This window comes from Cellulosilyticum lentocellum DSM 5427 (genome assembly GCF_000178835.2).
Classification (GTDB): domain Bacteria; phylum Bacillota; class Clostridia; order Lachnospirales; family Cellulosilyticaceae; genus Cellulosilyticum; species Cellulosilyticum lentocellum.
Map to the genome: position 1 here is coordinate 1,943,153 of NC_015275.1, position 21,202 is coordinate 1,964,354.

At 34.5% G+C, this 21,202-nt stretch carries 26 protein-coding genes; all 26 read left to right on the forward strand.

The window, feature by feature from the left end:
• Positions 1-8 precede the first annotated feature (8 nt).
• Entirely contained in the window at positions 9-578 is a 570-nt protein-coding gene (locus CLOLE_RS08765) for a prepilin-type N-terminal cleavage/methylation domain-containing protein (RefSeq protein WP_013656743.1), read from the forward strand.
• Positions 579-646: 68 nt separating this feature from the next.
• Positions 647-1,654 carry a type IV pilus assembly protein PilM gene (gene pilM / locus CLOLE_RS08770; protein WP_013656744.1) on the forward strand — a complete coding sequence of 336 codons (1,008 nt, stop codon included), beginning with the start codon at positions 647-649 and terminating at the stop codon, positions 1,652-1,654.
• A gap of 11 nt (positions 1,655-1,665) precedes the next feature.
• Positions 1,666-2,352, forward strand: a complete 687-nt coding sequence (locus CLOLE_RS08775) for a hypothetical protein (RefSeq protein WP_013656745.1) — start codon at positions 1,666-1,668, stop codon at positions 2,350-2,352.
• Positions 2,352-3,527 carry a hypothetical protein gene (locus CLOLE_RS08780; RefSeq protein ID WP_013656746.1) on the forward strand — a complete coding sequence of 392 codons (1,176 nt, stop codon included), beginning with the start codon at positions 2,352-2,354 and terminating at the stop codon, positions 3,525-3,527. The genes CLOLE_RS08775 and CLOLE_RS08780 overlap by 1 nt, the downstream gene beginning before the upstream one ends.
• Before the next feature lie 23 nt (positions 3,528-3,550).
• Positions 3,551-4,777 (forward strand): type IV pilus modification PilV family protein, encoded by a 1,227-nt coding sequence (locus tag CLOLE_RS08785; protein ID WP_013656747.1) that lies wholly within the window; start codon positions 3,551-3,553, stop codon positions 4,775-4,777.
• 4 nt (positions 4,778-4,781) lie between these two features.
• Positions 4,782-7,283: a pilus assembly PilX N-terminal domain-containing protein gene (locus CLOLE_RS08790; RefSeq protein ID WP_013656748.1), complete on the forward strand. Its 2,502-nt coding sequence runs from the start codon at positions 4,782-4,784 to the stop codon at positions 7,281-7,283.
• An 18-nt stretch (positions 7,284-7,301) separates the two neighbouring features.
• Positions 7,302-8,663 (forward strand): hypothetical protein, encoded by a 1,362-nt coding sequence (locus CLOLE_RS08795; RefSeq protein WP_013656749.1) that lies wholly within the window; start codon positions 7,302-7,304, stop codon positions 8,661-8,663.
• Positions 8,664-8,715: 52 nt separating this feature from the next.
• On the forward strand, positions 8,716-9,237 hold the full coding sequence (locus CLOLE_RS08800) for a YqeG family HAD IIIA-type phosphatase (protein WP_013656750.1): 522 nt from the start codon (positions 8,716-8,718) through the stop codon (positions 9,235-9,237).
• A gap of 60 nt (positions 9,238-9,297) precedes the next feature.
• On the forward strand, positions 9,298-9,732 hold the full coding sequence (locus CLOLE_RS08805; protein ID WP_013656751.1) for a prepilin-type N-terminal cleavage/methylation domain-containing protein: 435 nt from the start codon (positions 9,298-9,300) through the stop codon (positions 9,730-9,732).
• A 30-nt stretch (positions 9,733-9,762) separates the two neighbouring features.
• Positions 9,763-10,173: a type II secretion system protein gene (locus CLOLE_RS21810; protein WP_013656752.1), complete on the forward strand. Its 411-nt coding sequence runs from the start codon at positions 9,763-9,765 to the stop codon at positions 10,171-10,173.
• Between the two features lie 52 nt (positions 10,174-10,225).
• Complete coding sequence (locus tag CLOLE_RS08815) at positions 10,226-10,762, forward strand: shikimate kinase (protein WP_013656753.1); 537 nt, start codon at positions 10,226-10,228, stop codon at positions 10,760-10,762.
• A 54-nt stretch (positions 10,763-10,816) separates the two neighbouring features.
• Positions 10,817-11,899 carry a M24 family metallopeptidase gene (locus CLOLE_RS08820; RefSeq protein ID WP_013656754.1) on the forward strand — a complete coding sequence of 361 codons (1,083 nt, stop codon included), beginning with the start codon at positions 10,817-10,819 and terminating at the stop codon, positions 11,897-11,899.
• 73 nt (positions 11,900-11,972) lie between these two features.
• Positions 11,973-12,530: an elongation factor P gene (gene efp, locus CLOLE_RS08825; protein WP_013656755.1), complete on the forward strand. Its 558-nt coding sequence runs from the start codon at positions 11,973-11,975 to the stop codon at positions 12,528-12,530.
• Positions 12,531-12,658: 128 nt separating this feature from the next.
• Positions 12,659-13,603: a stage III sporulation protein AA gene (gene spoIIIAA / locus CLOLE_RS08830; protein ID WP_013656756.1), complete on the forward strand. Its 945-nt coding sequence runs from the start codon at positions 12,659-12,661 to the stop codon at positions 13,601-13,603.
• A 10-nt stretch (positions 13,604-13,613) separates the two neighbouring features.
• The gene (locus CLOLE_RS08835) at positions 13,614-14,135 is read left to right on the forward strand and encodes a stage III sporulation protein AB (protein ID WP_013656757.1); all 522 of its coding nucleotides are present in this window, start codon (positions 13,614-13,616) and stop codon (positions 14,133-14,135) included.
• Positions 14,136-14,145: 10 nt separating this feature from the next.
• Positions 14,146-14,340 (forward strand): stage III sporulation AC/AD family protein, encoded by a 195-nt coding sequence (locus CLOLE_RS08840; RefSeq protein WP_013656758.1) that lies wholly within the window; start codon positions 14,146-14,148, stop codon positions 14,338-14,340.
• Positions 14,341-14,352: 12 nt separating this feature from the next.
• On the forward strand, positions 14,353-14,745 hold the full coding sequence (spoIIIAD, locus tag CLOLE_RS08845; RefSeq protein ID WP_013656759.1) for a stage III sporulation protein AD: 393 nt from the start codon (positions 14,353-14,355) through the stop codon (positions 14,743-14,745).
• A 17-nt stretch (positions 14,746-14,762) separates the two neighbouring features.
• Positions 14,763-15,932: a stage III sporulation protein AE gene (locus CLOLE_RS08850; RefSeq protein ID WP_013656760.1), complete on the forward strand. Its 1,170-nt coding sequence runs from the start codon at positions 14,763-14,765 to the stop codon at positions 15,930-15,932.
• A gap of 10 nt (positions 15,933-15,942) precedes the next feature.
• Complete coding sequence (locus CLOLE_RS08855; protein ID WP_013656761.1) at positions 15,943-16,497, forward strand: stage III sporulation protein AF; 555 nt, start codon at positions 15,943-15,945, stop codon at positions 16,495-16,497.
• A 12-nt stretch (positions 16,498-16,509) separates the two neighbouring features.
• Positions 16,510-17,064 carry a stage III sporulation protein AG gene (locus CLOLE_RS08860; protein WP_013656762.1) on the forward strand — a complete coding sequence of 185 codons (555 nt, stop codon included), beginning with the start codon at positions 16,510-16,512 and terminating at the stop codon, positions 17,062-17,064.
• A gap of 10 nt (positions 17,065-17,074) precedes the next feature.
• Positions 17,075-17,833, forward strand: a complete 759-nt coding sequence (locus tag CLOLE_RS08865; RefSeq protein WP_013656763.1) for a SpoIIIAH-like family protein — start codon at positions 17,075-17,077, stop codon at positions 17,831-17,833.
• A gap of 195 nt (positions 17,834-18,028) precedes the next feature.
• Positions 18,029-18,412: an Asp23/Gls24 family envelope stress response protein gene (locus tag CLOLE_RS08870; protein WP_013656764.1), complete on the forward strand. Its 384-nt coding sequence runs from the start codon at positions 18,029-18,031 to the stop codon at positions 18,410-18,412.
• A 59-nt stretch (positions 18,413-18,471) separates the two neighbouring features.
• Positions 18,472-18,891 (forward strand): transcription antitermination factor NusB, encoded by a 420-nt coding sequence (nusB, locus tag CLOLE_RS08875; protein ID WP_013656765.1) that lies wholly within the window; start codon positions 18,472-18,474, stop codon positions 18,889-18,891.
• Between the two features lie 3 nt (positions 18,892-18,894).
• Positions 18,895-20,124 carry an exodeoxyribonuclease VII large subunit gene (gene xseA / locus CLOLE_RS08880; RefSeq protein ID WP_013656766.1) on the forward strand — a complete coding sequence of 410 codons (1,230 nt, stop codon included), beginning with the start codon at positions 18,895-18,897 and terminating at the stop codon, positions 20,122-20,124.
• Positions 20,096-20,320 carry an exodeoxyribonuclease VII small subunit gene (xseB, locus tag CLOLE_RS08885; RefSeq protein WP_013656767.1) on the forward strand — a complete coding sequence of 75 codons (225 nt, stop codon included), beginning with the start codon at positions 20,096-20,098 and terminating at the stop codon, positions 20,318-20,320. The genes xseA and xseB overlap by 29 nt, the downstream gene beginning before the upstream one ends.
• Positions 20,320-21,195, forward strand: a complete 876-nt coding sequence (locus CLOLE_RS08890) for a polyprenyl synthetase family protein (protein WP_013656768.1) — start codon at positions 20,320-20,322, stop codon at positions 21,193-21,195. Before xseB ends, CLOLE_RS08890 begins: the two co-directional genes overlap by 1 nt.
• Positions 21,196-21,202 lie beyond the last annotated feature (7 nt).

Sequence of the window (21,202 nt, forward strand, 5' to 3'; positions counted from 1 at the left end):
GGAGGTTTATGAAAAAAAGAGAGAAAGGTTTTTCCTTATTAGAAGCCGCTATTGCGCTTTTGCTATTTGGCTTAATTCTACAAAGTTTATTGAATTTCTTTTCACAAATGTATGTTAGTTCTAAAAGATTTGATCAAAGAACTTATTTGGTAGATAATGCAAGAGCAGTCAATGATTTTGTAAGGGAAAAAATAAGAATAGCGGAGAAAGTACAGATTTTAGTGGGAACGGCTATGTCTAATGATACAATCACACCTATAAAAAGTGCATCGGATAATGTAGAGAAGCAGGGTAAGTTATATATGATTCAGTTTAAAACAGGAACAGATGTATCAGCGATTGAACTTATTGCGGTACCAGCACCTGATAAAACCAAAGGAAAGTATAAACTTGTTTATACAGTAGGACCAGATACAGCTTTAATATCTGATATGATAGAAGATATACAAGTGAAGAGAAAGAAGAATTCCGATATTGTGGAGTTTACTTGTAGTTTTAATAAGCATGGAGAGACACTGGAAAAATTAAAAGTAGAAGAAACCTTCACAGAGTCATTAGCTTATAAAGAAAAATATTAAGCTGATAAAAGTGAAAGGCTATAACATGCTAAGAGTATAAAGAAGAGGAAAATTAAAGAGGTGAGAGTATGGCAGAGCATATTATGGGGATTGAGATAGGTAGCAGTAATATTAAGATTATCGAAGTATCCAAGAAAGCTGCAACATTAACAGTACATAAGTTTTCTGTTATTAATACCCCGGCAGACTGTATTAACAATGGTGTAATTAGTAATGTTCAAGCAATAAAGAAGGTCATTGCACAGGAATTAAGCGAAAGAAAATACCGAGCAAGAAAAGTAGTGAGTGTAATACAAAGTAATGGCATTATTATAAGAAATGCTGTAATGGGTAAACAACCAGAGAAGTTAATTAAAGAGCTTTTAGAGGTTAAGACTGAAGAATACTTACCTGTAGAGCGCGGTCAATATCAAATCGATTTTAAGATTATCAGGCAGTTTGAAGAAGATGGAGTTGAAAAATACGAACTTTTATTAGTAGCAGCACCTAATAGTGTAGTTTTACCAGTAGCAAATTTACTTAAGTCTCTTAAGTTAGCACCTATTATGCTTACGATTCCTTCAGAAGCATTAAGTAATGTATTTGGGAGTCAAAGGCGTCTGGTCTATGAGGCAGCCCCAAATGTACTAGTTTTGGATATTGGAGGCAATTCTACTACTGCTACAATTATTTCAGATAGTCAAGCAGTACTAACTAGAAGTATAGAGTTTGGTGTAGAAAGCATTAATAGTGCATTGAATGATGTAGCGGCTAATAAAAGCTTATTAGATAAAGAGGTTAGTGATGATCGTATTTCAGATTTGATTCGTCCTCAGATTGAATATAATATCATATCTGAAATTGAAAGAATCCTACAATTCTATTTCTCAAACTTTAACAACGGTAGTATTAAAAAGATTTACTTAGTTGGTGGTGGAGCAAGTATTAAAGGGATGAGAACCTATATAAGAGACGCCTTGAATATTCCAACTGAAAAGCTAAATGAATTTAGTACAGTTGTTGAAGCTCCTAATGTTGAATTTGAACCTTATAGGCGCTTTTTTGTAAATATATTAGGTGCCATTAATGGACTATAAGGAGGAACGGTATGAAAGCAAGAGTAAAGGGGATTAACTTATTACCCAACGAATATATCATTGCTGAGAAAATTCGTTTTTATCAAATGATTGCTAGCCTCGTTCTTTTAGTGGAAGTCGTAGGATTTGTTAATTTTATAGTGATTCCACCTAAAAGAGAAGTAAAAGAAACTCAGCAGTTATTATTGCAAAAGCAAGAAGAATTATCATCTAGTCGCTATGCAGGTGTTAATAAGACACTAAATGACTTAGAAGTAGCTAAAACTGATATGCAGAAATGGTTAAATAAATACAGTAGTTTAAAACAAGAAGGTTATATTAATGGCAAATTGTTTGACGAGTTTGTTACGCGTTTACCAGAAGGAGTGAACATCACCTCCTTTAATATTGATGTTCCAGCACCTGCAGCAGATGGTAGCAGTGAAAAAACAATAGTAATAGAATGTCGATCAAATGAGCTTCAAGAATCAATAAATTATGTAACTATTCTAGAAACCTTGTATCCATCTGACAGTATTACTCATGATATTACCTATGATAAACAAGAACATAAATATAAAGGAATCATTACAATAAAGATAAAAATAGCAGCCATTCAACCTGTAGCTACTCCAGCAGCAGAGGGAGCACTTACAGAAGAAGGAACAACTCCTGCTACAGCTGAAGCAACACCAAATAGTGAGGAGGCGAATAACTAATGAAATCAATGAAGAATATTATCTTTGGCCTAGTTTTTGGTGTGATTATTTTAATGCAAGTCTTTTATTTGTTTAAATTTTACAAAGCAGACAAACAGATGATTGCCAGTAATAGAGAAGAGATTGCTAATGTGCAAAGACGTATTGATCAGTTAGAGGAAAGACTAGCTAAGCATGAAGAAAGTAAGAAAGAGCTTGCTCAACTAGAAATTCAAAAAACAGCTCTTTTAAATACAATTCCTAGTCAAACAGCTGATTCAAAATTCTTAACAAACTTTTTTAGATACTTAGATCTCATGAAATATACGGATGGTAGCATTAAGCAGACCAATGTAGAAGTGACAGAAGACGAACTAGGAAGTATTAGAAAGCAAGAGTATGAGATTTCTTTTATTAGTACCTATACTACATCAAGAAAGTTAATAGCGCATTTAAACAGCATGTATCAAGTGGGAAATATATCAAAATTTAACTTTAGTACAGAGCCTCAGAAGAAAGATGGCGAAGAGAGGGCGGCTTACGAAGCATTTTTCGGAAATGGTATGAATGAATTAGGGCAGACTACCTTTAATTTTAGCGTCTATTATCGTTCTGAGGGAACAGTGGAAGATGAAATTTATCAACCGGGTAGATCAGTTAAAATTAATAATGAAGAGCCTTTTAAAAATCAGAAAATTATAACAGCTACTTCAACTGGAGGTGAAGTAAGCCCCCCGGTTCAGGAACCTACTAGTGAACCAGTTTCAACACCTGCACTTAGCAATTCACAGTTTAATTTAAACATAGGAGACTTGTTAAGCTCTGGGGACACTTATCAATTAAGTGGACCTGGTGATGGAGATGAACGCTACGTAGGGTTAGTTTCTCAGACCAATGCACATATAACGATTATGGTTCGTGAGGACTATTATGAATTAAGTATTGAAGATGAGTCTGGTCAAGTCAAACAAACGAGCTTTTACATACCTATTGACAGGCCTGCTTTAAGAATTGTATCAACTATGAGAGAAATACAGACTGTTATGCCTAATATTCATGTGTATGTATATAATTATTCTGGCAAAATAATGCGCGTATCTTTAGAGGGGACGCTTTTAGATAATATTCATATTTATAATGAGCAAGATCAAGAAATAACCAAAGGTCAAACTAAAGGAAATATAAGTCTTACTTAATTTCTAAGTAGGGATGTGAAAAGATGGTGAAAACGTTAAATAAAAATCAAAAGGGACTTACTTTTGCTGAGGTTGTTATCTGTATATTTATTGTAGCTTTAGTTGTAGGACCTATTACAGCTTCATTTTCAAGTTCAACTAAGGATAGAGTATCGGCAGAACGTATCAATGAAGCAACCGTAAATGCAGAAAAATTAACAGAAGAAATAAAAAATGAATTAACAACGGATATCATTGAAAAGCAGAGAAGAGATGGCAATCAAGTAGAAATAAATGCATTATCGACTGAAGATAAAAATCATTACGATAACATTGTAAATAAGTACTTGAATCCTACTAATCCTATTATTGACAGAGCTTTTACAGAAACACTTAGCGACTATCTACGTCATACAGAAGCTGAATTAAATCAAGCTTACAATACAGATCAGTATGCTTATGAGGTATTATTATGGAATATTAATGATGCACCGATTGATGCTACAACAAAGACATTAACAGTTAATACGGCGGCACTTTCAACTGCCACAAAGTTGTATACTTCTCCGAGCTATAAATTTAATGTAGGAGATTATACAAATCCTAATTTACCAGTGACCTTTAATATAAGTGATGAGATTTTAAAAGCATTTAAAGATGCAGAGGAAAGATATATTGTTAATTTACTACCTGCAGATAAAAACTATGAGGTTGTGGATATTAATAAGATAGATATATCAGAATCTATGGCAGTAACTAAGACATCTAAACATAGCAAGATTGAACTAAGTGATCCTAGTACCAGTGAAATCACGGTTAAAGGCGTTTGTAAAGGATATAGATTTGATATTAGTAAGCCTACAGGTGTGACAATTAATGCTACACCTACTCCGTTAAGTATAATAGAGGTAGATTTAACAAAGCTATTAAGAAATAAAGATACTTTAGCTATTACAACAACTTATGATGAGTATACATTTAAGTTTGTCAATCATACGGATGTAGATCAAATTATTAGAATCAAGAGAACGGAAACCACAGCAGAGGATCTGTCAGCAGTGGATAAACGATATAATGTGATTGCAGAAACTATCCCTACTTCTACTGCTAAAACAACCATTGAGAGAATTAATGAAATAGAACCCTATGATAATTTTATTATGGCTGTCATTGTAAGAGAAACAGCCCCTGTAACAGGTAAAAAAGGTAAAGTCGTAAAGAAAATGCTGGATATTTATAGTTATGATGTAACAACTCATGAAAGGCGGTGATAGGATGAAGCGAAGAAGAGAACAGGCTAAGCATAAACAAAATGGGAATATTATGCTTATTACAACCATTATCCTCTTAGTTTTAACTATCATAGTTGTAAGTTGCATTAATATATCTGGCATGCAGTTTAAACTATCTATATTAGAGAGAAATACAAGTAATACGTATTATTTAGCTGAATCAGCTATTGAGAAACAAGTCGATGCAGTCAATAAATCACTTGAATCAGAAATATCTAATTTAGTGAAAGAAGTCAATGACAAGTATATCGATCAAATATCACAAATCAATAGTAAATCAAAAGCCGAAAAAATATTGGCAGCTCAAGGAAGTTCTACTATTTATGAGGATTTAGAGTATGATACAAGTGAAATAACAAATCCGAAAATTAGAATCAAGCAAGACAAATTAAAATTAGCGATGCAAGATGAACTCTATAAGTATGTAAAAAAACATTATGTAGGGAAGGACTTAGTTTATACAGTAGAAGGAGATCGTACAGCAGGTAATAAGACGACCATCACTTTGAAAATGGAGGAATTAAGTCCACTTCCTGCAAACCCCAATGAATTTAAGGTAACTGTTACAGCAGAAACTAAAAATGGCACGACTATTTACGATAGGCAAGAATTAGAAGCAAAAATAAAGATAGATGTACCAGATGCGCTTGATAATCAAATTCATGAAAGATATGGTTGGGCATTTCATGCCTCAGAATTTGTAGATGCACCACTTACCTGTTTTTCAGATGTAGTGATTACATCCGATACCTTAAATGTAATAGGTGACATGCTTGTAAAAGGGGATAAAAAAGGAACGACCTATACCAATGCTGCACCAGGAACAGGGATTGACTTAACGACCAGTCCATTTGCAGATCCAGATCAGAATGGTGGAGTTATTGCTAATACAGGTGGAAAAATAGTGGTTACTGGTAATCTATATTGTCATAGTAATGTTATGGTAAGTGATGGGTGGGGTGGCAGTTCACGTGCTAATGGAAGCTCTATCACTGTCACAGGAGATGTAATTGCCAACACAGTAGGGATTGTAGATGACTATTATGAAGGTGGGGCAAATCAATCACCATTTGGTACGTCTGGTCAAGTAAGTAATGCCTCTATATCTGTAACTAACAATGTGATGGTAGATAATGATGTGATGATTGATCGCTGGGTGAATGGTTCGCCTATTACAGTTGGGGGTGTTATTTTTGGCACAAGTGGAGGAAATGAAACCCAGACGATTAATGGTGTCAATGTTGCAGATCCTAATCAAAGTAGTGGTGTGTTCTCACAAGGACCAGGCTCTATTATTACGGCAACAGGAGGTATTTTCGTTGCCGGTCAGCCCTATATTACTTTGCAATCAGGTACTTTACCAATGAAATTATATGAAAGTGTTGGAGAGCCTTTCAATGGAGTAGCTTCTTGGGCAGGTTATCAAACTAACACGGAAGATCCTATAGAAAATCCTAAATATTTAGATGCAGGGCCTTTTCAAACTTATATACAGAAGAATAAGGTTATTACTGCTTTAGCTAACAGTTATGCGCCAGCCAAAGTATCAGCTTCAGGAACGACAACCACCTGTCAAGCAGTATTTGGAGCAGTACAAACTGCTGCAACTGCATTCTTTTACCAAGGGGGGTCCACTAAAGTAATGTCTGATTTTGGAGCTACTGGAGATTATTCAGGTGTAGCAGAACTTTTTAGTGATACAGGTATTGCGAAGTTTTATAGTGGAGACACTGAGTTTGTCGACAAAGCATGGGCCTATAATAGAATTTTAGGAAGTACAAATAATAACTATAAGGGCCTAAAGGGATATATGACGGCTAAAAGAAACGTGTTTTATAAACAAGTTGCAAATAGTGGGCTAACCACTCTCTCATTTGATGAAGCATTAATAGGATTAAGTGGGCTAGAAGTAAAAGAATGGACCTATAAAGATCCTATTCAAGTATTTGATAATGGTGGAAGTGTTGATATCGGTAATTTATATGTAAAAGAAGGTATAAATGCAGAAAAACCATGGCCCTCAATTATTGTAAATAGGGGGAGTAATCCTCTAACGCTTACAACTACTGGAGGCAATGTTTTTGAAGGAATTATCATTAGTAAAGGAAAGGTTATTATTAATGGGGACATTACAATTAAAGGAAGTATAATTATTGGTGGACCAGAACTAAGTAGTACTAATCGGGAGAGTATTATGACTGGTGGCAATAGTGGTTTAAGTATTAATGGAAATGTAACTATTGAAGCAGATCCAAGTATGCTCCTAAAGGTGATTGTAAAGAATCATAAGCAATACAGAATCATTTTAGATGCTTTAAAAATAACCAATTATGCAGGAAATACAGATTTAAATAGTATTATGAAGCAGCATAATGGAAACGTAAAATATTCCGTTGGAAAGGTATTCTTTACCAAAGATTCCTATTTAGAGATAGATACAGAAAAGATTAAAGTAAATATTCAACAGATTTATAAAAAGAATTAATGGAAAGGGGAATACATAATGAAAAAGATAGTAAGCCTTGGTTTAATGGTACTTTTAACAATGAGTGTAGGCTGTAATAAAACTAAAGAAGTACCTATAGATACCAATGCAGCTGGAACTACTACAGAAGTAGTAGAGACAGAGGCGGTTGAGGAAACTCAGCAAGATATAGCTCAGCTCACTGCTGAAGATTTCAAACCCTTTTTTGACGTGCTGTTTGCTTATAAGGAAAGTGATTTTATGACTTTTAATCAAAATAATGAAATTTCCTATTCAGGATATTTTGATAACTTGAAGGCCTATAAAAAAGGTATTAAAGATGGTATAGGTGATTTTTTATCAAAAGATACTTTAAAAAAGTTAGATAATGAAAATACAAAGCTTGATTTCGATTTACCTAAAAAAGTGTTAATTAATGATTATGTAGTAAACGCTTCAGGCAAAATAGAAAAAATAGAAATTGAATCTAGCCGTCAAATGGGAGAATCCATAGTTTATGAGATGGCGGTTACGACAAATAATGATATTCAGAAAAGTTTTGAGTTTGCTGAGAACTATGGTTGGAGTGATCAATTAGGTTATTATACAGCTAAGAATTCTGGTTTAACCTTAGAAGCAGTTGAGGGTGGCTCAAAATTAATAAGTTATATTTATGCTAATAAAGATAATGTACAGGATCAAATGAAGCTGGTAAGTCATTACTGGGTGCAGGTTACGAAAGATGATACAAGTGAAAAAACTTTCTTAGTTGAAGGATTGAAGCAAGCAGGAGCTTTTGAAGTAGATATTAATTTAAAACAAAAAATAATTAATACTGAGTATGTTACAAGGGTGCCTTACTATAGTGAAGTAACTGACAAACAAAATGTATTACTCCATAAGATTTTTACGAAATTAATGCAAGTACCTAAAGAAACATACTATTATTATGAAAAAATCTATGGTTCAAATTTTGATTATGTAAAAACATTTTGGCGTGATATAGACTTAGAGAATGAAATAGCAGTAGATGAAACCACTTATAAGGAAGCCTTTAACATAACTATCAATCCTTATAAGGATAATATTACAAGCCTATCATTAAATGATAAAACCATGTCCATAGCACCAAGTATTTATAGTACCAAGTTACAGCCGACTTTTGTGGTAACTCTTCCTGTTAAGGCTTTACTAAAAGATAACTCAGTAGTATATTATAATTATAAGTATTTTGTAAGTACTGAGGATAATAAAGTTGAAGCTATCCAATTTATGAAGATTGAAGAAATCACCGAAGAAGAATATAATACAGTACCAGGAGCTGAACCTACTACATCACAAGAGGTAACACCAGTAGAAGGAGAAACTGCATCATCACCAGAAGCTATACCAGCTCAGTAACTTAAAGCAAATTAAAACTACTAGAAAACAACAGAAGATGAAGAGGCAATTAATGATTAAAAAATTATATCCTACCCAATATATTCAATCAATTTATGAAATAGACTTACTACAATTAAAAAAAAATGGAATTAGGGGTATTATCTTTGATATAGATAATACCCTCGTTCCATATGACGAAGTTGAACCTAATACAAAGATTATAGATTTTTTTGAGATGTTAAGAAAAAATGGATTTATAATTACACTAGTATCTAATAATACAGAAGATCGTGTCGTTAAATTCAATGAAAAGCTAAAGGTATTTGCATTGCATAAATCTCATAAACCTTTAACAAGAAATTTTATAAAAGCTTTAAGGATGATGAAATGTGAAAAGAATGAAGCTATTATTGTAGGAGATCAGATTTTTACTGATGTGTTTGGTGGAAATAAAGCAGGTATTCAAACAATATTAGTTAGGCCAGTTAGTGATAAGGATGAATGGAAAACCAAAATAAAAAGAGGTGTTGAGCGTAGAATAATTAGTAAATATGAAAAATATTTAGAGCAAAATCAATACAAAGGTGAATGAAACAGATAGAGTTTGTTAAAGCTTCCATATATAAGGCTTAATTTTGAGTAGGGAGGCAATATGAACTCTAAAGGCTATACTTTAGTAGAGATGATAGTAGTGATACTTCTCGTTGGAGTAGTTGGTAGTACGATTAGTATAAGTAGCAAGTTGATACAACAAGTTGCTTTTATGCAACTTGTTCAGGAAGTAGAGAAGGATATTATTTTTGCCAGAGATGCAGCAGTTGCTACGGGAAAACAATATAATATCTATTGTTTTTCTAATCGGGTACTTGTAAGACAAGGAGTAGAAAAACCTATTTATACGACTAAACTTAGTAGAGGTATTTATATACCAGATTCTATTACAGGAAAATGGATTAAGTTCTATGGGACTATGGCATCACCTAAAACAGGAACTATTACATTAGTTTGTACATCGCTTCACATGCAAGCACGAATTACAGTAAGAATTGCAACAGGTAAAACAACTGTATATTATATAGCATTATAAAAAAGTGAAAGGCATATAATGAGGTGGAATATGAAAAGGTTGGGGAATGAATTAGGTTTCACATTGATTGAACTGATTGTGGTGATAGCTATTATGGGGATTATAGGTGCGGTATTAATACCACAATTTAATACAATGACAGTAAGAGCAAGACTACGAACAGATGTGGATTCAGTGAAAACTGTACAAACACAAATGGAGATTTATTATGCGGACAGAAACGAGATGCCTGGAACTACGGTATCTCATATTATGAGTACCTTACTTAAAGAAGATTATGTAAATCCTAAGTACTTATTAGGCAGTGATTTGAAATTAGAAACAAGGGGAGTAAGTGTTGTTTTTGATACGACTAAAAGTCAACTTAAGCTTAAGGTAACACCGAGTCAATATAGTATATTTAATCATGAAGAGGATAAATCTCAATGGTTAAGCCAATAAATTACTCCTTAATATTCTAGAATAAGTATAAAATTGAGCTAGAGGTGGACATATGAAAAAGGCTATTTGTTTAATTGGATTTATGGGAAGTGGTAAGACTACGATAGGAAAAGCTTTAGCAAATATACTTCATTACTCATGGATTGATTTAGATCAGTATATCGAAGAAGCTTGTAGTGAAACGATTACTAATCTATTTGAGAATAAGGGAGAAGCTTACTTTAGAGATTTAGAAGTAAGCTATTTAAAAAAGGCACTTGACGAAGAAATAGGTGTTATTTCTACTGGTGGTGGCATTATCGTAACTACAGAAAACAGAGAAGTTTTGAAAAAACAAAATACTTTTTATTTATATTATGATTATGATACGTTATATAAGCGCATTGCTGGAGACACAAAGCGTCCTTTAGCTTCTACTTATGAAGCAGTTAAAGAGCGTTACATACAAAGACAAGCTTTATACGAAGCTTCTGCCAAGTATATTATTAACGGCGAAGGCAAAAGTATTGAAGAAGTGGTAAACACTATTTTAGAAATACTTAAAGACAAAGAAGGTTTGTGTGAATTTGGTAGCAAAAAGGATGCATGATTTTTTCATTAAAATCTAAAAATAAGTACATAAAAAGAAAAGGAAGATGACAGCATGAATAAGAGAATAGAACAATTACGTGAGTACATGAAGAAAGAAAAATTAGATGCCGTTCTTATAGGAAGTGAAGCAAATCGTAAGTATTTAAGTGGATTTACGGGTTCAAATGCGATGCTTTACATTTCTTTTAATAAAATGGTGCTCGTAACAGACTTTAGATATCTAGAACAAGTAGCTAAAGAAGCGCCTGATTTCACCTGCATTGATCAAGGGCAAAAAGGTCTTTTAGCCACAACAGTAGCCATTGCAAAAGAAGAGGGTGTTAAGCGTATAGGCTTTGAAGCCCAACATGTGACATATAGTAGCTACTTAGAGCTTAGCCAGCACTCTGCTTTTGAATGGATTCCTACTACTAAAAGTGTAGAAAACTTAAGGCAAATTAAAGATGAAGAAGAACTAGAGAAGCTTAGAAAAGCTGAAGCTATTGGAGACATGGCTTTTAAAGAAGTTATCCCTTTTATCGAAGCGCGTTGGAAAGAGGGACTTACAGAAAATGAAGTGACACTTCAACTAGAACAAAGCATGAGAAGACATGGTGCTTCTGGTTTATCTTTTGCTTCTATTGTAGCAGCAGGTGCTAAATCATCCCTGCCACACGCTCATCCTGGAGAAGAAAAGCTTCAAGCTGGTGACTTTGTAGTCATGGATTTTGGATGTATCTATGAAGGGTATTGTTCAGATATGACACGTACTATTGTCATAGGAGAAGCGAGCGAAAAGCATCTTAAGATTTATAAAACAGTACTACGTGCGCAAAAAGCAGCACTTGAAGGGATTCGTGTAGGAATGAAAGGCTGCGAAGTGGATGCTATTGCTAGAAATATCATTAAAGAGGCTGGTTATGGCGATTACTTTGGACATGGTCTAGGACACTCTGTTGGTATTGAGATTCACGAGAATCCAAGATTTTCAGTGCTTGATCAAACAGAGATTAAGCCAGGAATGGTGATGACTGTGGAGCCAGGGATTTATCTTCCTGGTTTTGGAGGGGTACGTATTGAGGATATGATTGTGGTGACAGAAAGTGGCATAGAAAACTTCACCTATTCGCCAAAAGACCTTATTATCATTAAGTAAAACAAAAAAATCGTTGAAAATTTTAAAAATCTAGTTTACACTATATGAGAAAAGATAATTAGGAGGAAATGTAATGATTTCAGCAGGTGATTTTAGAAATGGTGTTACAATCGAATTCGAAGGTAACATTTATCAAATTATTGAATTCCAACATGTAAAACCAGGTAAAGGTGCGGCTTTCGTTCGTTGTAAAATAAAAAATATCAAAACTGGTGGGGTAGTAGAAAGAACTTTCCGTCCAAGTGAAAAGGTACCTAAAGCGCATATTGAACGTAAAGATATGCAATATCTTTATTCAGATGGTGAGTTATTCCACTTCATGGATGTTAACACATATGATCAAATCGCTGTTAACGCTTCAACAGTTGGTGATAGCTTAAAATTTGTTAAAGAAAACGAAATGGTAAAAGTAGCTTCTCACCAAGGATCAGTATTTGCTATTGAGCCTCCACTTTCAGTAGAGCTTCAAATCGTTGAATCAGAACCAGGTATTAAAGGTGATACAGCACAAGGTGCTACAAAGCCTGCTATTCTTGAAACTGGTGCAAAAGTAATGGTACCATTATTCATCGAACAAGGTGAAGTGATTAGAATTGATACACGTACAGGTGAATATACAGGTAGAGCATAATCTCTAACCTTGCAAAATGCTTCTCTAGGGAAAGTCCTAAGAGGAGCATTTTTTTGTGCCATTTTTAGGTTCTAACTCGTCCTTCTTTTGAATATATTAAATTAATCCATATACAAAGGAGGAATCATATGAACCAGGAAAACTTATTAAAAGTTTTACCAAGAAGCATTAAATTACCCATGCAAAAACTAAGTAAAACCAGCTATGAGTCTTTACAAGAAATTAGATTAAGAGCAGGGGGTCCTATTCTACTTAAAATGAATGGGGAAGAATGGGGAATTAATGAGGAGGGACTATGTCATGTTAGAGAGAGTTTAGCCTTATTACCTCAGGATATAACAGATGTTTTACATTGCATGAGTGATTTTTCTCTTTATGCTTTGGAGGATGAAGTAAGGCAAGGGTTTATTACTTTAGAGGGAGGACATCGTGTTGGACTGGTAGGTAAAGCTGTACTGGAGCAGAGTCATATAAAAACCCTTAAATACATAAGTGGTATGAATATTCGTATTGCCCATGAAGTGATAGGGTGTAGCCAAAAAGTAATGCCTTATATTTTAAGTAGGGACAAGGTGTATCATACACTCATTATTTCTCCACCAGGTTGTGGAAAAACAACACTTCTTAGAGATATGATTCGTTATTTAAGTGAAGGTTTTTGTGGTTATGGACCTTATACGGTAGGGGTTGTAGATGAGAGATCAGAAATTGCAGCTTGTTATCAAGGCGTACCTCAAAATAGGATGGGAAGTAGAACAGATGTCTTAGATGGTTGTCCAAAGGTGGAAGGCATGCGAATGCTTCTTAGGTCAATGGCACCACAGGTAATAGCTGTAGATGAAATTGGTAAAGCTGATGATTGTACAGCATTAGAAGAGATTTTAAATGTAGGTGTGAGCCTGTTATGCACTGTGCATGGTAAAAATATAGAGGACTGCTTAAGGAGACCTATTCTGAAAGAACTCTTAGAGAAGGGGCTATTTGAACGTCTCATTGTTTTATCACATAAACAAGGGCCTTGTACCATAGAGACTATTAGAGATGGCATAAGGGGTATTAGTCTACTGGGATAGGAGGAGTGTAATGATGAAACTATTAGCTATTGGTCTTGTATTAATAGGGTGTATATTAGGCGGTATTTGGTTAGATGAGGATCAAAAAAAGCGTATAGAAGAGCTTGGAAAATTTATCTATTTGTTTGAACTTTTAAAAGCTGAAATTGACTACAGGCTTACGCCTTTAAAAGAGGCGTGCTTAATAGTAGGGAAGAGAACAAACAACAAAAGCATAGACGCGGTCATGATGGGCTTTGCGAAAAGTTTAGAAGATAAAGAGAGTGTAAGAGTAGAAGAAATGTGGGAAAACGCTATTAATGCCCAAAAGCAAGCATTTCACTTACAAGCTGAGGATTATAAATTACTGTATAGTTTTGGGGGAGCTTGTGGGTATTTAGACAAAAATATGGAGAAGCGAAATATTGAGATGGTTTTAGAACAATTACGACAAAGTACAAAAGAAGCTAAAGAAAAGTATCAAAAAACAAGCAAGCTCAATAGATCTTTAGGCGTTTTAGTAGGACTTGGTTTAAGTATCTTTTTATTATAGGAGGAAGCAAATGATAGATTTTACTATTATTTTTAAATTAGCAGGACTAGGCATTTGTATCACAGTGATTAATATTCTACTTGATAAAGCAGATGCAAAAGAGTGGAAATTTCCTATATCTGTAGTAGGTGTCATTATGGGTTTATTTATTGTGATGCAATACATTCAGCAATTTTTTCAAGTGGTACAAACCTTTGCGCGCTAAGGAGGAGTGATGATGGACATCCTTAAATTAGTTGCTTTTGGACTAACAGCTACGTTACTCATTGGATTAGTAAGTTATTATGATGGCTACAGTAAAATGTATGGTAATTTAATTCGTATAGCTGCGGTAACCATACTTATGATATTTATTGTGAGTCAGCTAGACAGTGTATTTATGGTGGTACGAGATTTAGCGAATAAAATGAATATGGATAATACCTATCTTAATATTGTACTTAAAGTAGTTGGCATTGCCTATTTAGCTGAATTTGGAGCACAGCTTTGTGAGGATGCAGGAGAAAAAGCTATTGGCAGTAAAGTTCAATTAGCAGGAAAAGTAATGATTTTTGTCATTGCTTCTCCCGTTATTCTAGCTCTAATAGAATTGATTACAGATTTGATTTAAAAGCGAGGGGGAGGAAAATGAGACCAAAGAAAATCTTGCTTAAAGTATGTATTGTACTGATCGCCTTTATCATCTTCGGCATTACTTTAAAGGCAGAAGAAATCAATGAAGAGGAAGTACTTCATTATGGTATTAACTTATTTGACTGGAATGCTATCGAACAATTAGAAAGTGAGCTGAAAGCAGAGGCACCTCAATTAAAACAATTTAGTTTAAAGCAAGAAGTAACGAACCTGGTAAGTGGTAAGGCAGACTTATCCATAAACTATATTTTAAAACAAATGGGTAATCTGTTTTTGGGAGAGATTGCTTTATTTCTTCAACTAGGTGCAAGGTTTATTCTCATTGTGCTTTTGTGTAATCTTCTTCAGACCTTGAGTAGTTCTTTTCAATCTAAGGATACTATGAAAATAGGCTTTTTTGTATGCTATATGGCTATTTTACTCAGTGTTGTTCAAAGCTTTGTGGTGATGATTCAGCTAGCACAGCAGACAATAGATCAAGTGTTAAAGCTGATGTATATATGCATTCCGACATTACTTGCTTTTATGACGACTACAGGTTATGCGGTTTCAGCAGCAGCTATGGCACCCGTTATTATTACTGCTTTAAGTTTAACGACTTATGTGATTCGTGTTATTGTACTACCTTGTATTATTTGGGTAATAGTCTTAGAAATAGTGAGCAGCATGAGTGAAGAATTTAAAGTAGATCAGTTTATTAAACTTTTTTATAAAGGTATCAAGTGGACTTTAAGAGGACTACTCGTTTTAAGTGTAAGTATTTTAAGTATTTATCGTATGACGCTGCCGTATGCAGATGTTACGGTGAAAAAAGCTGCATTGAAGTTTTCTACAGCTTTTATTCCAGTAGTAGGAAATGCCGTAGGGGGTGCAGCAGATTTTTTAATGAGTTGCTCAGGACTTATCAAAAATACATTTTCCGCAGGTGTTATTATATGGCTGCTTCTCTTAGTAAGTGTTCCACTTATTAAGATCTTCTCATATGTTGTTGTTTATCAGATAGCAGGTGCACTTATTGAACCTATTGGAGATAAGAAGATGGCCAGTATTGCACATAAGTTAGGCAAAGGCTGTGAGTTTATTATGAGTGCTGTAGGAATTGTAGCTCTTTTGTGTGTATGTAGTTTAGCAATCTGTATGAGCGTAGGGTTAAATGTAACGTAGGAGGAAAACAATGAGAGGCTATTTACAAATGCTTATTTGGATGATGCTTTTTGTCATTATTATAGAAATGATTTTTCCAGACTCAGCGTATCGTAAATATATTAAATTGATACTAGGCTGCATTTTAATTTATACCATGTTGCAGCCGATTATAGGTTTAGTAAAAGGAGGACATAACAGTTATGATGACTATGTTAAATATTACGAGGCACGACTAAGTGGAGGAGAAACTGCTTTATTAGAATATAACAATCAACTTGAAAGTCAGCAACAAGTGCTTAAGCGTTATTACGAGGAAGGCATTAGAAGTACAGTAGAAAAAGAGTTTGATGTGAAAGTTCAGGCTATTAGCTTAAGTTATGAAGGTAATGAATTAGAGGAGATTACTTTAACAGTGGGGAAAAATAGAAGTGGAAAGATACATATTGGAACGATTCATATTGGAAACAAAAGCGATACCTTAGATGGTGATGAAGAAAATTTAAAAAATAAAATAAAAACTTGTCTCAGAGACTTCTATAATGTACAAGTCTGTAATATACATATTACAGTACAAAAGAATTAAAGGAGGGAAAGCATGTCAGAGAAATTTGCAAAGTGGGCAAAAGAAGGTAAAAACAGCAAGTATATGTGGCTCATCATAGGGCTCGTTTTACTGGTACTAGGGATTACCTTTTGGCCTATGGGAAGCTCCAAGGGAAGTCAAACGCAAACAGTAGTCAGGCAAACAACAATTAAGGAAAGTCAAAGCTATGAAGATGCATTAGAAAAAAAGCTTGCAAGCATATTATCAAAGATGGAGGGGGTTGGTGAAGTTAATGTGATGGTTACCATTGTTTCTAATGAAGAAAAAGTCTTAGCCGAGGATACAACTACTAATGTGCAGCGCACGGAGGAAAAAGATCAGGCAGGAGGCACAAGGGTAAGTGACACTAATAACACCACTCGTCAAGTTGTGCTTCAAAATAACAATACGCCGTATATCGTTAAGCAAAATGCACCTGTTATAAAAGGCGTACTTATATTAGCGCAAGGAGCAGGTGATAGTGGGGTAAAAGAAAGTGTTACAAATGCTGTTGCCTCACTCTTAGATGTTCCAGTACATAAAATCTCAGTTGAAAAAAGAAAATAGGAGGATTCATATGTTTAATTTAAAAAGAAATCAAGTTATTATTACTGTCCTAGTTTTTATGATTGCAATTGCAGCTTATCTTAATACGCAGCAGGCACCTAATGTGAAAGATGGCAATTATGTAGCTGATAGTAGTATTACAGGAGATAACACAGCAGAGGAAACAGATTTATTCTCTGGTTATGATGAAACCGCAAGTACTAATAGTCAAGTAGTAGCAACTAATGATCAAACAGTTGAGAATAAACAACCAGTAGCTCATACAGAAGAAATTGCTGTTCCAAGTGAAGAAGCACAACTGACAACAGCTGATGCCAATACAAGTGACAGCTTCACAGCTATTATCACTAAAAAAGCAGAAGAATTAACAGATACAGCCAATGTAGCAGCTAGCAAGAATTTAGATGTCAATTATTTTGCGGAAGAAAAACTTTTAAGAGAACAAAGCCGTGCTGCCCAAATTGAACAGTTGAGTCAATATGTAGCTAATGAAAATCTTGACCAAGATAGCAAATCAAAAGCAGCGGCTAATCTCTTACAAATTCAAGAGAGAATTGAAAAGGAAAGTAGTGCAGAAGCACTTCTTCGTGCTAAAGGATTCCAAGAAGTATATGTAAGAATTGATGATGATACTGTGGATGTAGTGGTTAATAAAGCAGAACTTTCTGATACAGATATTGCACAAATTGAAGAGATCGTTAACCGCAAAACAGGTTATAGTGTAGGTAAAATCAATATTACACCACTAAATGGGATTGCTAAAAAATAATGCATCATTACTTTATCTAGTTGATAAATTTGAAAAATAGCATACTATAAAAAGGCACTTGTTAATAAGAAACAAGTGCCTTTTCCTATATTTTCCTATTTGTTACTGAAGAAATAAAATAAAATTGCAAGCTATGGCATTTTTGTATATAATAAGACCATAAGATAGATGATAACCTATAGGAGGTATTTAAATATGGACGAGCAAAAAATTATTGGGTTAGAAACCACTCATGATATGGATCAAGTTCAAATTGCTGATGATGTTATTGCAGTAATCGCAGAAATCGCAACTTTAGAGGTAGATGGTGTTGAAGCTACGGCTCCTACTAAAGCAGAGTTTGTACAACAAGCTATTAGTAGTAAGAAAAAACCAAAAGGTGTTAAAATAGAAGTAGGAGAAGAAGAAGTTTTCATTGATATTGCGGTGATTGTAAAATATGGCGCAAAAATTCAAAAACTATGTTTAGAAGTACAACAAAAAGTTAAAAATTCAGTAGAAACAATGACTGGATTAAATGTAGCTTCTGTTAATGTTCATGTTGTAGGCGTACAATTTGACAAAGGACAAGAAGCATAAAACATGTAACGTTAGCTGACTTCCACTCGGAGGTTAGCTTTATTCATAAGGAGGACAAAATGACTAGACGTAATGCAAGAGAGCTCATTATGCAAATGCTATATGAGGGAACTTTTCATCCAGAAGAGGAGAGAGAACGTATTTTATACGACCAGTTAAATGCGATGGACAGCAAAGAAAAAAGTGCTAACAAAGCCATTGTAAAGTTTATTGAGGACACTTATTTTGGTGTTTATGAGCACGTCAAAGAAATAGATGCACTTATTGCGGGAGCAGCTAAAAATTGGTCAATGGCTCGAATTGCTAAAGTTGACCTTAGTATTTTGCGTTTAGCTATTTTTGAGCTGCAATATACAGATGTCCCTGTTAAGGTAGCTGTTAATGAAGCAGTAGAGATTGCAAAGATTTATAGTACGGATAAGTCACCTAAATTTATTAATGGTGTTCTAGGAAGTGTAACTCAGGCAAATGAGGCGTAAATAATGAAGAGAAAAATTGTATCGGTGTGGGAAGTGAATCAATATGTAAGTAGGCTTATTGAGGAAGACTACATGTTAAATGATATTTGGATACAAGGTGAAATCTCTAATTGCAAATACCATCAGTCTGGCCATGTGTATTTTACAATTAAGGATCCTAAAGCAAGCATTAATGCTGTTATGTTTGAGCGAGATGTAAGACGTTTAACATTTAGACTAGAAGAAGGTATGAAAATCTATGCTAGGGTACGCATTACCATCTATGAAAAAACGGGAGCTTATCAAGCTTATGTGCAGGATGTGGAAAAGCAAGGAAAGGGACTACTGTATGAGCGTTTTGAGCGCCTAAAAGCACAGCTGATGCAAGAAGGCCTTTTTGATGACACCTATAAAAAGTCTATCCCTACGTTTCCTAAGCATGTAGGTGTCATTACTTCTTTAACAGGTGCAGCGGTAAAAGATATTATGCAAGTTGCAAAAAGAAGAAATCCCAGCATTCCATTAACCATTTATCCTACCCATGTACAAGGTGAATTAGCTGTTCCTGAAATTGTGGCAGCTATTAGGTTAGCAAATGAGGAAAAAAGAGTAGATGTTATTATACTTGGCCGTGGTGGTGGTTCCATAGAAGACTTATGGGCATTTAATGAAGAAGCTGTGGCAAGAGCTATTTTTGAGTCAAAAATCCCTATTGTTTCGGCTGTAGGTCATGAGATAGATTTTACTATTTCAGATTTTGTAAGTGACAAAAGAGCTGCCACACCTTCTGCTGCGGCAGAAATGGTGGTTCCTTCTAAAAGTGAACTTCTAGAATTGCTTGGCAGCTACGAGCGTTCATTAAAAAAGCGAATGGAGGAACGAACAAAAGCAGCAAGAAATCAATTAACCTACTTATTAAGCCGTCCAGTTTACGCTAAAAAAGATACCTTTTATAAAGTAAGGATGCAAGAAGTAGAAGATTATTGTAATCAGTTACGTGGTGCCTATAAGGATCATTTGACAAAAAGTGAAAGGCGTTATGAATTAGCCATTCATAAACTTGATCAATTATCACCTCTTAATACTTTAAAAAGAGGTTATAGTTTAGCTATGAAGGATAATCAGCTGGTTAAATCGGTAGCAGACATTAGTGAGGGTGATGAATTAAGTATTACAGTGACAGATGGCACATTTATGGCAAAAGTGTGTGAAAAGGAGAACTCAAATGGCAAGAAAAGCAGAAAAAAACTTTGAAAAAGCAATCTCTGAGTTAGAAGAAAGTGTTAAGCGTTTAGAAAATGGCGAGATTACTTTGGAAGAAAGTATTGCAGAATATAAAAAAGGTATGGATTTAGCTGCTTATTGTATGGATGTCCTCAAAAAAGCGGAGCAAGAAATATATGTGTATGAAGAAGCACATTATAAAAAGCTTGAAGAGGGGGAAGACTAATGGCAAAGACTTTTTCTGATTATGCAAAACAAGTAAGTGAAAAGCTTGAACATGTTTTTCCGACCATAGCTGGTCCTTTTGAAAACCTTTATAAAGCTATGAACTATAGTTTATTAGCAGGAGGAAAACGCATTAGACCAGTCTTAATGCAATTAGCATATGAAGCTGTCGGTGGCAAAGCAGAAATTGATGCTTATCTTTGTGGGATAGAAATGATTCATACGTATTCACTCATTCATGATGACTTACCTGCAATGGATGATGATGACTATCGCAGGGGCAAGCTTACAAATCATAAAGTATTTGGAGAAGCTACAGCTATTTTAGCTGGGGATGCGCTTTTAAATGACGCATTTTGCTTGATGCTAGAAGATGCACTAAAAAGTGATAGTATGGAAAAGGTACGTGCTATTCATGTGCTGAGTATGGCTAGTGGTTCAGCAGGAATGATAGGTGGACAAATCCTAGATATGGAAAGTGAGAATAAAGCTATTGATCAAGACACTTTAGATCTTATTCATTTAAATAAGACAGGTGCACTGATTTCGGCTGCCACAAAAATGGGGGCTATTTTAGGAGGAGGTTCACCTAGAGAAGTGAGTTTATTAGAGGCGTATGGTAAATACATAGGTAAAGTTTTTCAAATTGTAGATGATATCTTAGATCAAACTTCTACAATAGAGGAACTTGGTAAACCTATTAATAGTGATGAAAAAAATCACAAAAATACGTACTTGAATTTTTATACCATAGAAAAGTGTTATGAGATTGCAGAAGAGTTAACCACAAAAGCAATTGGACTTCTAGATCAAATAGATGGAGATACCCAATTACTAAAGGATTTAGCACAGCAACTTATAATGAGAAGAAATTGAGGGTGGA